The following is a 15,051-nucleotide window of genomic DNA, read 5'->3' as shown; positions in this document are numbered from 1 at the left end:
TCGGCGGCGAGCAGTTCCTTGGTCACGGTCGCGGGCCTCCCGTATCCGATGAGGCGGGGACCAGGCGCCAGCCCTCGCCGCGCCGCCGTTCGTTCCAGAAGGCGGTGTAGCGGCCATCTGCGGCGAGGAGTTCCTCGTGCGTGCCCGACTCGGCGACACCGCCGTCGTCGAGGACGAGGATCTGGTCGGCGGCCACCACTGTGGGCAGTTTGTGGGCGATGACCAGCAGCGTGGAGTGGGCCATGAGGGTGCGCAGGGCCCTCTGTACGTACTGCTCGTTCTCGGGGTCGAGGGCGGCGGTGGCCTCGTCGAGCAGGACGATGGGGGCCCGTTTGAGGACGGCGCGGGCCACCGACACCCGCTGGCGTTCGCCGCCGGACAGCGACATGCCGCCCTCGCCGACCCGGGTCTCCCAGCCCTGCGGAAGCCGGGCCACGATCTCGTCGACGCCGGCGAGCCGGGCGGCCTCGCGTACCTCGGCCTCGGTGGCGTCCGGGCGGCCGACGCGAATGTTGGCCTCGAGCGTGTCGTTGAAGAGGTACACGTCCTGGAACACCAGCGACAGCTGAGCCATGAGGTCCTCGCTCGACAGCTCCCGTACGTCCGCGCCGCCGACCCGCACCGTGCCCGTGTCGGCGTCGAAGAAGCGGGCGATGAGCCGGGTGAGCGTGGTCTTGCCGGCGCCCGAGGGGCCGACGACGGCCGTCATCGTGTGCGCCGGGACACGGAAGGACACCTCCCGCAGCACGGGCTCACCGGGCCGGTAGCCGAAGCCGACGCGGTCGAACTCGATCTCTCCAGGCGCCGTCAGCGGCTGCGAACGCTCCGGCTCCTCCAGCGGACGCTCGGCGAGAATGTCGGCGATCCGCCGCATATCGTTGCCCGCCATGCGCAGGGCCCCGGCACGGCCGGAGACCTCGGCCAGCGGACCCGTGAACCGTGCCGTGAGGGCGAGCAGCGCGATCAGCCGTACCGGCTCGATGGCGTCGCCGGTGGCCAGCAGCACCCCGACCGTGATGAGCGCGCCAAAGGCGAGCTGCACCGCGAGCCCTCCCGCGAGGATCTTCGGGAAGGTCTCCGCGAGCCAGCGTCCACCCGCGGTGCGCTGCGCGGCGATCGCGTCCTCCAGGGGCTGGTAGCCACCGGTGGCGCGGCCGAAGGCACGCAGGGTCTGCTGGTTGCGGGCGTACTCGACGACCCGGCTGGCGGCCACCGTCGCGGCGGCGTCGGCGCGTTCCTCGCCCCGGCCCACCGCGGCCGCCGACCAGCGGTGGGTGAGCACGATGAGCGGCACGCACAGCACCGCCGTCAGACCGAGGCGCCAGTCGAGGAAGAACAGGGCGACCGCGATCGTCGCCGGGGTCAGGATGCCGGACACCACCGGCTCCAGCAGATGCGCCGTCACGGAGGTCACGGTCAGCACCCCGCCGGTCGCGCTCCTCGACAGCCGCCCCGTGGTCTCGCTGGAGAACCAGCCCAGCGGCAGCCGCGCCACATGGTCGCCCAGCCGTTCGTGCAGCGTGCCGAGCGTCGTCAGGGAGAGCCCGAAGCCCTTCATCGCCTGCACATAGCGGGCCACACAGGTGGCCGCCACGACCGCCGCCATCACCGCGATCCACCGCAGCGCCTCTCCGGTGTCCCGCCGCAGCAACGCGTCGAGCACCGGCACCAGCAGGGTCATCGCTACGCCCTGCAGTACGGCGTAGGAGGCCAGCCAGGCCAGATAGGCGCGCAGCGCACCACGGTTGGCCGGGCCGAGGATCCTTTCCAGGTCCCGGATCATGCCTCGCTCCTCTCGGAGGGCTCGGAGGGCTCGGAGGGCTCGGGGCCCGCCCCCGGTCCGGTTATGCCTGGCCCCGTCATGCCTGGCCCCGTCATGCCAACCCCCGGCTCCGTACTCCCGTACGCCTCCCACATCCGCGCGTACGTCCCGCCCTTCGCCAACAGGTCCTGGTGCGCGCCGAGTTCGACGACCCGCCCCCCGTCCAGTACGGCGATCTGGTCGACGCCGACGATCGTGGCCAGCCGATGCGCGATGACCAGCACCGTGCGACCCGCCGCGACGGCGGACAGCGCGTCCTGGATACGGGCCTCCGACTCCGGGTCCGCGAACGCCGTCGCCTCGTCCAGCACGAGCACCGGAGTGTCGGCGAGCAGCGCCCGCGCGATCGCGAGCCGCTGGCCCTCGCCACCGGAGAACTGGGCCTCCTCGCCCACCACCGACTCGTAACCGCGCGGCAGTTCCGTGATCCGGTGGTGAATCTGCGCGGCCTCGGCGGCGGCCACCAGCTCCTCGTCCGTCGCGTCCGCGCGGCCCAGCCGCAGGTTCTCGGCGACCGTGCCGTGCAGCAACTGCACGTCCTGCAGCACAAAGCCCACCGTCCGGTACAGCTCCTCGGGCGCGATCTCCCGTACGTCCGCCCCGCCGACCCGGATCGCGCCGCCCGTGACGTCGTGGAACCGCAACAGCAGCTTGGCCAGCGTCGACTTGCCGGCGCCGGACGGGCCGACGAGCGCGGTCACCGTGCCGGGTCGGCAGGTGAGGCTGACGTCGCGTACGGCCTCCGCGCCGTCGTCGCCGTACGAGAACGTGACGTCGTCGAACTCCACCAGGTGCCCGCTCGGCCGTACCGGGTGCTCGGCCACCGGCAGGACAGGCGTGTCCAGCAGCCCGGTGATCCGGCCGGCCGCCCCGCGGGCCGCACCGCGTGCGGTGAAGCCCGAGTTGATGGTCTGCAGCGTGGTGGGGACGATCAGCGCGACCAGCACCTCGGCGAGCACGTCGATCGGCGCCACCCAGCCGCGGTCGACGAACCACACCCCGCCCGCCAGGCTGACCAGCGCCACCACCGGCGCGGACAGCGCAATCGACGTGGACGCCTCGAGGCGCAGCATCGGGCGCACCCACCCCGCGTACCGCTCGCCGAAGGAGCCGGTGGCCTCGCGGTACGCGCGATGAGCGCGGCCGGTCTGCCCGAAGGACTTCACCACCGCGATGCCGTGCACGAACTCCACGATGGCCGCGCTCACCTGCCCGAACGCGGTGTCCATCTGCTGGAGCTTGTCGCCGATGCCGCGCATCATCCAGCCGTACGCGAGCGCGTACACGGGCAGCGTGGCCATCGCCAGCAGCCCGAGTCGCCAGTCCAGCCAGAACAGGTACGTCAGCCCGCCGAGCGGCAGAACCAGCGCGCCCGCCACCTCGACGTCATGGTGGGCGACGAGGTGGTGCAGGTCGGTGAGGTCGTTCTGAGCGGCCTTGCGCACCTGGCCCGACGTGTTCGCCGAGTACCAGCCGAGTTCGACCCGGCCGAGCCGGTCCACCATCCGGCGGCGCAGCAGCGCCTGGAGGCGGGCGTCCGCGATATGCGTGAGCCACAGGGCCAGGCCCGTACAGGTCCAGCCGAGGGCAAGGCCGACCACGATGACCACGACCGTGCCCGCCGCCTCACCTCCGTCGACGCCGCCCGGCCGCAACAGGTCCTTGGCCAGCTCGGCGATGCCGATGAAGGGGACCAGGGTGCTCAGCGCGCCGATCCCGCCGAGGACGATGCCCGCCCGGGTCAACCCGGCGACGGGCCGCCGCAGTTCACGCAACGCGGCCTGCGCGTCCTTCGGTTCGAGCGAGGGGCTGTGCCCGGCTTCGGCGACCGTTGTCTCCTCTGCCCGCTCGGGGCTCTCCACAGTGGTGGCAGTGGTGGATGTCATGACCGGCGTCCTCCGTCGAGCCGTGCGCCGATGTGCCGGGCCACCTCGGTGACCTGCGGGGGCTCGATGACGGTGAAGTGGTTGCCCGGTACGTCGATCACGTCGAAGCCGCCGACGCACGTCTTCTCCCAGAACCGCTGGGCGAGATGGCCGACGCCGCCGGTGATCCCGAAGGACTGCTCCTCCAAGGCCCGCAGGAACGTCATGTCACCGAGATACGGCTCCGGTTCGATATGCGCGGCGAGCACGCTGTGCCGGAACACCCGGTACAGCGCGGGAATCAACTCGGGCCCGACCGGCACCCCGGCCTGCCCCGCCGAGTGCCGCGCATACCGGGCGAGCCGCTCCTCCTGCGGGATCGCACTCTGCTCCCGTACGGCGGCTGCCACGGCCTCCAGGCCCGGATCGCCGGACAGTTCGGCCATGGCCCCGGCCGGCACCCGGCCGCCATGCTGCTGGGTCAGCAGCTCGAACGCCCGGTAGATATCGGCACTTTCGACCTCGCCGCCGAAGACCACCTCGGCCGGATCGAGATTGAGGTTGGGGACGAAGACGGCTTCGAGGGCGAGTTCCTCGTCGGTGTCGACCAGCATCGGAATGCTGTCTACGAGCGTGAGGTCGACGTCCTCCACCCCGCGCTCCAGCATGCGGCGGGCCACCTCGGTGGCGGTCAGCCCGCCCAGGCAGTACCCGATGAGCTGGAAACGGGTGTGGCCCTCGGCGAGCAGCCGCTCGGTGTAGTCGTCGGCGATCCGCGCGATGAGCTCCCGCGGCTCCACCGCGATGTACTCCTCGGGATCCGCGACCGCGAGCCCGAGCACCGGACCGAGATCCTGCGCCACCAACTCCTTAGCCAGGGCGCGGAAGTAGTCCATGGTGCCCAGCGCCGCGTGGAACAGCACGCGCGCCGGACGCCCGTCACTCCCGTCGTCTCCGTCGGGGGCTTCGCCGCCGAACGGGATGATCAGCGCGTTGCTGCGCGCGGCCCGGCGGCCCAGCAGTCCACCAACCCCGGTGGAGCCGGTCGTGCCACCTGAAGGCTCACCTTCCTGAGGCGCGGCCGGGGCACTGGACCGCAGGGAGGCTGCGAGCGAGGCGATGGTGGGCTCGTTGAGCATCTGCCGCAGCAGCGTGTCGAACGGTACGTCGGCCGCCTCCGGGATCTCCTCCCGCAGCCGTCCGGCGACCCGGGCCAGTACGAGGGAGTCGGCGCCCAGGTCGAAGACGTTGTCCCCCGGCCCGACCGGCTGCGGCAGCCCGAGCGACGAGGCCCACAACTGCCCGAGCCTGCCCTCCAGTTCACCTGCCTCGGAGCCGTCCGTCCCGCTGCCGTACGCGTCGGGCACGGCGATCCGCCAGTCGCCCAGCGTCCTCCGGTCGATCTTGCCGTTGCCGGTGACCGGCAGCGCGTCGACGACCTGAAGCTGCGCCGGAACCATGTGCGAGGGCAGCCGCTCGCCCAGGAAGCCCCCCAGCTCCTCGGCGCTCACCCGCGCCCGCCCGCTCTTGAAGCGCGCCGCGAACAGATGCATGCCCTGCGCCACCATCGCATGACCGTCGTCCGGCAGACACAGCACCGGCTCCCCGCCGGCCTCCTTGACCAGCGCCGTCCACTGCTGCCGGGACATCAACTTGCTACGCCCGTACGCCCGGTCCCCGCCCTCCGGCTCCATCATGAAGCCCTGCGTCAGCAGCAGATGCGGATGCTCCCCGGTCGGCTCCGTGAACACCAACCAGCCGTCCCCATCGAGCAGTTCGCTCGCTGTGGCGAGCGCGGCACGCGGATCGCGGACGCTGTTGAGCATGCCGGAGCAGACGACGACGTCGTACGAGTTCGGGGGCAGCCCCTGCGCACGATGATCGGCGTCGAGGTCGAACCGCCCGAAGCGCACCCAGGGCCGGTCGGCGAAGGCCTCGCGCGCGGCGGCCAGGAAGAACGCCGAGATGTCGGTGAAGTGGTAGTCGACGTCGTACCCCTCCAGCAGCGGCACGATCCGGGAGGTCATGGCCCCGGTCCCCGCGCCCGTCTCCAGGACCCGCAGCCGGGTGTCCTCCTCGCGGGCCGCCGCGACCCGGTTGACGAACGCCGCCGCCCCCTGGTTGAGGTACCGGGCGATCGAGTCGTCCGCGTACAGCGCCAGCGCGACGTCCGTACGACCCTCGGGGAACAGCAACTCGAAGGGGTCCTGCTCACCCTCCAGCAGGGCATGCAGCCGCTCCACGTGCTGCTCGTGGTACGTGACGAACTCGGGCGTGCACAACCCTGCCTGGACGCTCTCGGCGAAGTCCCCCCAAGCGGCGGCCACTTGACCGGCGTCCGTCGTCCGCAGCCGCGCGTACCGGTCCGAGGCGGGGTCGTGGCGCAGCCACCCGTGGTCGGTGAGGGCGGCCAGCCACCGGCGTACGAGCCAGTGGTGCCGTTCGGCCACGTGCGCTGAGGTGAGGATCTCCTCGGCCGAGTGCTCCTCGTTCATGGTGGCGAACAGGCCACGCTCGCACAGGGAGTTGAGCATCGCCGCGAGCGAGGCTTCGTGCAGCCGCCGTACGTGGTCCGCGACGGCGGAGGCGTCGAGCCCGCCGGTCTCCCGGTCGGCGGCGGCGCGGGCGGTCGCGATGATCCGGTCGGTCGCTGTGATCCGATCCGTCCCGTCCGGCTCGTCGGTGGCGGGGGTGTCCGCCGGCTGGACGAAGCCGAGCAGCATCCGGTCGTCGTGCCGCTCCCCGGCCGCTACGACCGCGGCGGCCCCGACGTTCGGGTGGGCGAGCAACGCCGCCTCGATCTCACCCAGCTCGATACGGTGCCCGCGGATCTTGACCTGGTTGTCCTCACGGCCCAGGAACTCGATCTCGCCGCCGGGCAGATAACGGCCCAAGTCGCCGGTTCGGTAAAGGCGTTGGCCGTCCACAGGGTGGAGGAAGAAGCGGCCGTCGGTCAGCTCCGCGTCGCCCCAGTAACCCTCCGCGAGCCCGGCGCCCGTGATGTACAGCTCCCCGGGCACCCACGCGGGCGCGTCACGCAACGCCTGATCCAGCACCCGGAAACCCTGGTTGGCCAGGGGAGTGCCGTAGGGAATGCTCGGCGCCTGCGGATCGACCCGCTCGACGGGGTGATGGATCGACCAGATCGCCGCCTCCGTCGCACCGCCCAGGCTGATCACGCTGAGGTCGGGCACGAGGGTGCGTATTCGGTCGGGAAGGGTGACGGGTATCCAGTCGCCGGACAGCAGCGCGAGGCGGAGCGAACCGACCTCGCCGGGCTCGGACGTCAGGTAGTCGGCGAGCATTTGGAGCTGCGCGGGAACGGTGTTCCACACGGTGACCCCGTGGTCGGCGATCAACTCCGCCCAGTGGGACGGGTCGGAACGGCGCTCGGCCCCCGGCAGGACGAGCGCGCCGCCGACCGCGAGTGTGCCGAAGACGTCGTACACGGACAGGTCGAAGCCGAGCTGCGCCACGCCGAGCACCCGGTCGCCGCCGGTGACGGCGAACCGCTCGTTGATGTCGACGACCGTGTTGAGCGCCGCCCGGTGGCTGATCATGACGCCCTTGGGGTCGCCCGTGGAGCCCGAGGTGTAGATGACGTAGGCGAGGGAGTCTGCGGGCACGACGACGGGTTGGTGGACCGCCGGTTCCACCTTGTCCACCTCATCCACGGCGATCACGCGCACGCCGTACGGCCACTCCTCCTGCTCGGCGAGCCAGGACTGGGTGAGGACATGGCGCACACCCGCGTCGCCGAGCAGTTTGTTGCGGCGCAGGGCGGGCTGTGTGGTATCCACGGGAAGGTACGCGGCGCCGGCGAACAGCGCGCCGAGCACACCCACGACCTGTTCGGCACCCTTGTCCATCACGACCGCGACCCGGTCGCCGGGGACGACCGGCTCGGGTGCCGACAGCAGGGCGGCGGCCACGCCGTTCGCCCGGGCTAGCAGTTCCTCGTACGTCAGTGTCCCGGCCGGGGTGATGACGGCGGGCGCGTGCGGGGCGTGCTCGGCCTGCCGCAGTACGGGCTCGTGCAGCAGTCCCTCGGGCAGCGGGCGCGCGGTGTCGTTGACCCGGCGCCGCTCCTCGCCCTGCCAGGCAGGCAGCCCGACCGGCTCGACGTTCTGCCATGCCTCGTCGCCGTCGGCGAGCCGGCCGAGCAGCGGGCCCAGCGCGGCGAACATGTCCTCCACCAGGCCCGCGGGGAACACCCCTTCCCGCACATCCCAGTTGACCTCCAGGCCGTAGGCGTCGTCCGTCACCTGGCAGTCGATGAAGACCTGGGGCGTCTGGGTGATGCCGTACCCGGTCCGCCGCTCCTTCTGCTCCTTCTTCGCTGTTCCCCCTGGCCCGAGGCCGATCGCCCCGGTGAACACGACCGGCATCAGGGCCGCCTCGCGTCCGCGCCGACGGGCGATCTCCCGGATCACCTCGACGCCCGAGTACAGCCGGTGGTCGAGGTCGGCGAAGAGCCGGGTGCCGATCGCGGCGGCCCGCTCGTGGAACGGCACCCCGGCCCCGCCCTCGACCTCGAGCAGGTTCACCGAGGTGAAGTCGCCGACCATGCGGTCCACGTCGGGGTGGAGGGGCAGCCGGTTGAGGAGGGTGAGGTTGAGGGTGAAGCGGGGCTGTCGGCTCCAGCGTTCCAGGACCGTGGCGTATGCGGCGAGTACGGCCGTGGATGCGGTGATGCCGTGCTGCTGGGCGCGTTCGCACAGCCGCTGCCAGCGGTCGGCGGCCAGCCGGAGGTGGTGCCGATCGAAGCGCACCTCGGGAGTCTCTGGAGTCTCGGGGGTCTTGGGAGTCGACGCGCCGGTCAGCAGGGGGAGTTCGGGCGCGGGCGGCAGCTCGTCGACGCGGGCCAGCCAGTAGTCGCGGTCGCGGCGGTGGCGGGCGCTGTCGCGCAGCCCGCGCTCGGCGAGCAGGTAGTCCCGGAACTGCACGTCCAGCGGCGGGAGTTCACCACCTCCGAGGAGTACGTCGAGCTCGTCGAGCAGGATGCCCGCGCTGGCCCAGTCGGCGATCAGCGAGTCGAGCGAGATGTGCAGGACGTCGCCGTCGTCGGTACGGGTGAGCCGCACCTCGAACAGCGGCCAGGCGGTCGTGTCGTACATCCGGTGGCCCAACTCGTCCCGTACGGAGGCGAGATGCTCGCCGAGCACGGCTTGCTCGGCTCCCCGCAGGTCGGTGAGGCGAATCTGGAGCCGCGGCACCTCGGGCAGCACGCGCTGCCAGCCGTCCGGTTCGACGACGGCGCGCAGCATGTCGTGCCGGGCGACGAGCCGGTTCCAGGCGTCCTCCAGCTCGGCCGGTTCGAGCCGGGGATACGTCACCTCCAGATAGCCGTGGCAGGCGACGCCTCCGTACCCGAACGGGTCGTGCCGGCCCAGGAGATACGCGGTCTGGACGTCGGTCAGCGGGAAGGGCTCGTGGCGGGCTTCGGGGTCGGCGGTGACGGTCTCCTGGGCGTTCTGCTCGTCGAGCAGTTCCAGGACGGTCTCCTTGTGGGCGCGCAGGGCGGCCTTGCGTTCCTCGGTGAGCACGCCCTGCGGGGCGCGGAAGCGAAGCTGTCCGGACTCCGCCCAGAGGTCGATGCCCAGGGCCCTGAGTTCGGTGATGAGCTCGGTCGCGGTCATACGAGTGTGGCTCCTCGGTCGGTGTCGTACGGAGTCGGTTCGGCGGCGTTCGCAGTCGAGGTCGCGGTCGAGGTGAGCAGCCGGGCCGCCTGCTCTTCGGGGTCGGTGCCGGGGCTCAGCAGCGCTTCGGTGGGGCCGGTGGCCGCCACCCGCCCGTCGGCGAGGACGAGCACCCGGTCCGAGGCGGTCTGCGCGACCCGGGCGTCATGGGTGATCAGCAGAACGGCGAGCCCGGTACGCTCACGCAACTCCGCCAGCAGCCGCAGCACGCCCTCCTGAGCCACGGTGTCCAACGCGGAGGTCACCTCGTCGCACACCAGCACAGCCGGCCGCCCGGCAAGCGCCCGCGCCAACGCGACCCGCTGCCGCTGCCCACCGGACAGCTCCCCGGGCAGCCGGGAGGCGAGTTCCGCCGGCAGATGAACGGACTCGAGCAACTCCCGTACGTGTACGTCGAGTTCGGCACGGTCGGTGACCCCGCACAGCCGCTTGAGCGGCCGCACAAGAGCGGTACGCACGTCCTGCCGAGGGTGCAGAGCCTCCGCCGGGTTCTGTGCCACCAGCCCGAGCCCGGCCCGCTCCGCCCGACTGCGCCGCCGCACGTCACGGGCGAGCGGGGTGTTGTGGAGCCTCACGGTGCCGTCGGCGACTGGGTGCAGCCCTGTCAGGCAGCGAGCCAGGGTGCTCTTGCCGACGCCGGAGACACCCAGCACGGCCAGGCATTCACCTTGCTCGACGGTGAGGTCCACGCCGTGGAGCACGGTGGTGAGGCCGTGGCGGGCGACGAGGCCGGAGGCCTGCAGGGCGGGGCCGCTGGCGGCGGGCATGGAGTTCGGGGCGTTCGCCTCGGGGCCGGGGCCTGGGTCCGTCCCACCAAGCAGGTCGGGCGAGGTACGTTGCGGTTCGGCAGCGCCCCGAAGGGGCGCGGGGAACTGCGCGACCAGCCCCGACGCTGCCGCAGACGCTCGACGGCCTGCTGCGGCAAATCCTGTCGCGGCACTTCCAGCGGAGCGCTCGGCGGTGCGCGGCTCGGCGTGCCGACTGTCGTCGGTCGGGCCGCCGTCCCCGGGCGGTTGGCCCGGCACCACTGGTTCCGGCGACGGATCGGGGTCCGCGTCCGTCCCGCTAAGCAGGTCGGGCGAGGTACGTTGCGGTTCGGTAGCGCCCCGTAGGGGCGCGGGGCTGCGTCCATTAGCGGCTCCGCCGCGGGGCGCGACCAGCCCAGACGGCGCCGCAGACTCTCGAGGGCCTGCTGCGGCACTTCCTGTAGCGGCACTTCCAGCGGAGCGCTCGGCGGAGCGTTGCGCGGCGACCAGCCGCCGCCCCGCCGCCGACTCCGGCGCGGTAAGCACCCGCTCCGCCGGACCCTCCTCCGCAACCTGCCCCCCGTCGAGCACGGCCACCCGGTCGGCGAACCCTCCCACCGCGGTCAGGTCGTGACTGATCCACACCATCCCGATACCGCGTTCGCGCAGCGCCCTGAGCTCACGAACCACCTCGGCCTTGGCCAACGGGTCGAGCGCAGTGGTCGGCTCGTCCAGAACCAGGACGGCCGGATCGCGGGCCAGAGCCGCAGCGAGCACGACCCGCTGCTGCTGCCCCCCGGACAGCTGGTGCGGATAACGGCGGGCAAAGTCCGCGCCGCCCGGCAGCCCGACGCGCTCCAACAGCCGACGCACCGTCACATCCCGTTCACTGCGCGGGACGCGCCCCGCCGCCGTGAGCAGCGTCGTACGGATCCTGCCGTACGGATTGAGCGCAGCGCCGGGATCCTGGCCGACGTACCCGAGGAGCGCACCCCGCACCCCGGCCGGCGGACGCGGCAGAACGTCCGCCCCACGCACGCGAACCCGCCCACCGGTATGCCGGATGCCGTCCCGCAGATGCCCGAGCAGCGCAAGTGCCAGCGTGGTCTTACCGGAACCGGAGGCGCCAACAACGGCAAGCGCCTCACCCTGTGCCAGCGACAAGTCCACCCCATCCAACACCGCACCGTCGCCGGTCTCCAGGCGCAGCCCCTCCACAACAAGGAAGCCGGTTGTCATGCGAGCACCCTCCGGGAACGGTGACCGGCGGAGTCGGCCGCCAGGTTGGCGGTGACGGCGACGAGCGCCACGGCCAGCACCGGCGCGAGCAACGCCCAGGGCTGGAGGGCCGCTCCAGGCAGCGCCTCGACGATGAGCAGCCCCCAGTCGGCGCCCGACGAACCGTCCACCCCGAGGAACCCGGCGGCGGCCACCAGGTACACGGCCCCGGTGAACCGGATACCTGCGTCGGCCAGCAACGCCCCGGCCACGAGCGGCAGAACCTCCCGCCCGAGCAGCCACCCCCAGCTCTCACCGCGGGCAACCGCGGCCTCCACATGGGCCCGCCCGACAACCTGCTCCGCCGCCGCGTGCGCCACCCGGGCGGACAACGGAGCCCCGGCCAAAGCGATCGCGGTGACCAGCCCCGTACGGCCGGGCAGCGCGGTGAGGACCAGCAGAAGCAACAGCACCGGCGGTACGGCGGCCAACGCGTCCAGCGGCCGCATCAGCAACGTCCGCGCCCAGCGATGCCGGTCGCCGACAAGGGCGGTGACCAGCCCGGCCGCCGCACCGAGCACACTGCCGATGGCGACCGCGAGCAGCCCCGTCAGCAACAGCGGCCGTCCACCGTGCAGCACCAGGGAGAAAACGTCCCGGCCGAGATGGTCGGTGCCGAGCGGCCCGCCGTTCCCGGGCGCCGCGTAGGGCGGCCCGACCGTGGCGGTCGGCGAATGCGGCGCGAGCTCGGGACCGAGCAGGACCAGCAGCAGCCCCACAGCGAACAGCCCCCGCCACACGTACGCCACCCGGCGCCCCTTGTGACTCGTACGGTCTCTTCCGCGGACGCGGCTGATCCAACTCACCGAGTTGATATGGCTCATACGACGGCTCCGGTCCGCAGCCGGGCCGTCAGCAGTACGACCGCCAGCTCGACGAGCAGGTCCAGCAGCAGCCCCGCGGCGAACAGCCCCCGCCACACGTGCGCCCCCCGGCGCCCCTTGCGACTCGTACGGCCTCTTCCGCGCACGCGGCTGATCCAACTCACTGAGTTGATATGGCTCATCCGGCACCCCCCGTCCGCAACCGCGGCGTAAGCAGCACCACAGCCAAGTCAGCAACCACCAGCGCCAGCAACATCGCCGCCCCCAGCACAATCACCAGCGCCTGCACCACCGGCAGGTCGCCCCCCAGCACCGCGCTCACCAGCAACTCACCGATGCCCGGATACCCGTACACCTTCTCCACCAGGACGGCCCCGCCGACCAGCCCCACCCCGGTGACCAGCCACACCTGCACCGCGACCGGCAGCACGGCGGGCACAACAGCCGTGCGCAGGATGGTGCGTTCGCGCACCCCCGTCAGCCGCAGGAACTCCACCTGGGGCCCGGCCAGTACGGTCACCGCGCAGGCCCGGATGACGCGAATCGCGTAGGCGGCGGCGACCAGCAGCAGGCTGAGGACCGGCATCACGAGCATCCGCGGGTGCTGCAGCGGGCTGTCCCCGGCGGGAATCAGTGACACTGCGGGCAGCGCCCCGAGGCCGACCGCGAACAGCAGGACCAGCCCGCTCGCGACGACGAACTCGGGGACGGACACCAACATCAGGGATCCCGCCGACACCGTCCGGTCGGCGGCCCTGCCGGGCCGCCGCGCCGCGTACAGCCCGGCCGCCAGCGACACCGGGACCAGCAGCAGGACGCACAGCCCGGCCAGGAGGACCGAGTTGCCGATGCGGTCGGCGAGCATGCCGGAGACCGGCTTTCCTGACGCCGAGGTGCCCAGGTCGCCGTGGAGGAGACCGCCGAGCCAGTGCGCGTACCGGGTGAGGACCGGCTCGTCCAGGCCCCGCGCCGCCTTGATCTCGGCGACGCGCTCGGGCGTCGCGTTCGGGCCGAGGCGCGCGGTGACGGGGTCGCCGGGCAGCAGGTCGACGCCGACGAAGACCAGGAAGGACAGCACGGCCAGTACGGCGCCGCCGGTCGCCACCCGCAGGGCGAGACGGCGCCGGACCGGCCCGGCGAGCAGCTTCACGCCAGACCGGCCTTGCCGAGGTAGGGGTACTTGGCCTGGTCGTGCACCTCGATGCCCGCCACGTTCGTACGGGCCAGGCTGAGGATGTCCGCGAGCCCCCAGACCACCGTGTTGCCCCGGTCGGCCATCACGTCCTGCGCCTTCGCCCAGGCGGTGCGCCGCTTCTCGTCCGTGGTGGCGGCCATCGCCTCCTTCAGCGCGCCCTGGAACTCCTTGTCGGGCAGCGTGAACGAGGGGTAGGCGGCCAGCCGCCCGTACATGACGGGCAGCGGCAGCGGACTGCTGGAGAACGTCACCGAGTTGACCTCGGCGAGAGCCTTCGGGTCGAAGAACTCCGCGATCGACACGACCTGTTCCTGAGCGTCCAGGCCGATCTCGCGCAACTGCTGGACGAACAGCTTCGTGGAGTCGTTGTAGCCGGTCTCGTACTCGGCGGAACGGGCCACCACCTTCGCCCCGTCGGCCCCGGCCTCCTTCACCAGCCGACGCGCCTCGTCGAGGTCCCGCTTCAGCGGACGGGCCTCGCTGAAGTACCGGGCGCCCTTGCAGAACAGGTCGTTGCCCTGCGCGCCGTAACCGAGCAGCACCGTCTCGACGAGCTGGGTGCGGCCGATGGCGAGACGGGCGGCCCGGCGCACCTTCGGGTCGTCGAAGGGGGCGCGGTTCGCGTTGAGGACGAAGGCGAAGCTGGTGCGGTTGGCGGCGCCCGCGGTGCGGATCGCGATGCCGGAGCCGCCGACGCCCGCCTTGGCGGTGCTGAACGGGATGTCACCGGCGTAGTCGGCCTGTCCGGTACGGACCGCGTTCACCCGGGCTTGCGGGTCTGAGACGCTGGAGAACACCAGCTCGTCGGCGGGCGACGCCCCGCCCCAGTGCTGGTCGAACCGGGTCAGACGGGTCTCGCGGCCCGCCTCGAAGGCGGCGACGCGGTACGGGCCGGTGCCGATCGCCTTCTTCGCGGAGAAGTCGGTGGCCTTGTTCTTGACCATCTTCGCGGGGAACGAGGCCAGCATCGTGGCCGGGTCACCGATCGGCTGCAGCGTGCGCACGGTGAGCGTGTGCGCGTCCTTGACGGTCACCTTCTGCATGTCGAAGTACATCTGCAGCTCGCTCGGCGCGGCCCGGTCGGGCGAGCTCATGTAGCGGAAGCTGTAGGCCACGTCGTCGGCGGTGAACGCCGACTCGTCGTGCCACAGCACGTCCTTGCGCAGCCGCAGGGTGAAGGACATGCCGTCGGCGGCCGGTTCGGCGGCGGTGGCCAGGGCGGGCTCGGGGGCCCCCTCCTTCAGGACGAACAGCGAGTCATAGATGACGCTGTTGCGCGCGAAGTCGGCGGGCGAGGACCCGCCGAAGGGGTCCAGCGACTCCTCGGCACCGGCACCGGCGAACACGGCCCGCAGAGTGCCGCCCTTGCGCGGCGTGCCCGAAGTGGCCTGCGGGGTGGGGCTGTTGGCGGCGCCGGGGGAGTCGGAGGAGCCGCCGCAGGCGGCGAGCAGGGAGCCGGCGCCGACCGTGCCGAGCAGGGCTCCGGTGGAGCGGATCAGGGTGCGGCGGGGCAGGGGCATCGGTGACCTCCGGAGCATTTCGTGATGGTGCGGGCGTACGAGGGGAGCGGTGCGACGAGCGCGGAGGGGGGAGCCGTCGTACGAGGGGAGCTGTGCGGGCGG

At 72.2% G+C, this 15,051-nt stretch carries 8 protein-coding genes; all 8 read right to left on the bottom strand.

Annotation, left to right across the window (positions count from 1 at the left end; genetic code table 11):
* Positions 1 to 22: 22 nt before the first annotated feature.
* Genes ACQEVY_RS19300 through ACQEVY_RS19265 form a run of 8 tightly spaced genes read right to left on the bottom strand, consistent with a single transcriptional unit; the run spans position 23 to position 14,949 of the window.
* Positions 23 to 1,783, bottom strand: coding sequence for an ABC transporter ATP-binding protein (locus tag ACQEVY_RS19300; RefSeq protein ID WP_432950125.1), 1,761 nt, complete (start codon positions 1,781 to 1,783; stop codon positions 23 to 25).
* Positions 1,780 to 3,708, bottom strand: coding sequence for an ABC transporter ATP-binding protein (locus ACQEVY_RS19295; protein WP_432950123.1), 1,929 nt, complete (start codon positions 3,706 to 3,708; stop codon positions 1,780 to 1,782). The genes ACQEVY_RS19300 and ACQEVY_RS19295 overlap by 4 nt, the downstream gene beginning before the upstream one ends.
* A complete protein-coding gene (locus tag ACQEVY_RS19290) occupies positions 3,705 to 9,326 on the bottom strand; it encodes an amino acid adenylation domain-containing protein (RefSeq protein WP_432950121.1) in 5,622 nt (1,873 codons plus the stop codon). Before ACQEVY_RS19290 ends, ACQEVY_RS19295 begins: the two co-directional genes overlap by 4 nt.
* Entirely contained in the window at positions 9,323 to 11,371 is a 2,049-nt protein-coding gene (locus tag ACQEVY_RS19285) for an ABC transporter ATP-binding protein (RefSeq protein WP_432950119.1), read from the bottom strand. Before ACQEVY_RS19285 ends, ACQEVY_RS19290 begins: the two co-directional genes overlap by 4 nt.
* Positions 11,368 to 12,234 (bottom strand): ABC transporter permease, encoded by an 867-nt coding sequence (locus tag ACQEVY_RS19280; RefSeq protein WP_432950117.1) that lies wholly within the window; start codon positions 12,232 to 12,234, stop codon positions 11,368 to 11,370. The genes ACQEVY_RS19285 and ACQEVY_RS19280 overlap by 4 nt, the downstream gene beginning before the upstream one ends.
* On the bottom strand, positions 12,231 to 12,380 hold the full coding sequence (locus ACQEVY_RS19275) for a hypothetical protein (protein WP_432950115.1): 150 nt from the start codon (positions 12,378 to 12,380) through the stop codon (positions 12,231 to 12,233). The genes ACQEVY_RS19280 and ACQEVY_RS19275 overlap by 4 nt, the downstream gene beginning before the upstream one ends.
* Positions 12,381 to 12,412: 32 nt before the next feature.
* The gene (locus tag ACQEVY_RS19270) at positions 12,413 to 13,384 is read right to left on the bottom strand and encodes an ABC transporter permease (RefSeq protein WP_432950113.1); all 972 of its coding nucleotides are present in this window, start codon (positions 13,382 to 13,384) and stop codon (positions 12,413 to 12,415) included.
* Positions 13,381 to 14,949, bottom strand: coding sequence for an ABC transporter substrate-binding protein (locus ACQEVY_RS19265; RefSeq protein WP_432950111.1), 1,569 nt, complete (start codon positions 14,947 to 14,949; stop codon positions 13,381 to 13,383). Before ACQEVY_RS19265 ends, ACQEVY_RS19270 begins: the two co-directional genes overlap by 4 nt.
* Positions 14,950 to 15,051 lie beyond the last annotated feature (102 nt).

It is taken from the genome of Streptomyces sp. CA-288835, assembly GCF_050936385.1.
Taxonomy (GTDB): Bacteria; Actinomycetota; Actinomycetes; order Streptomycetales; family Streptomycetaceae; genus Streptomyces.
This window is presented reverse-complemented; position numbering and strand designations above follow the sequence as displayed.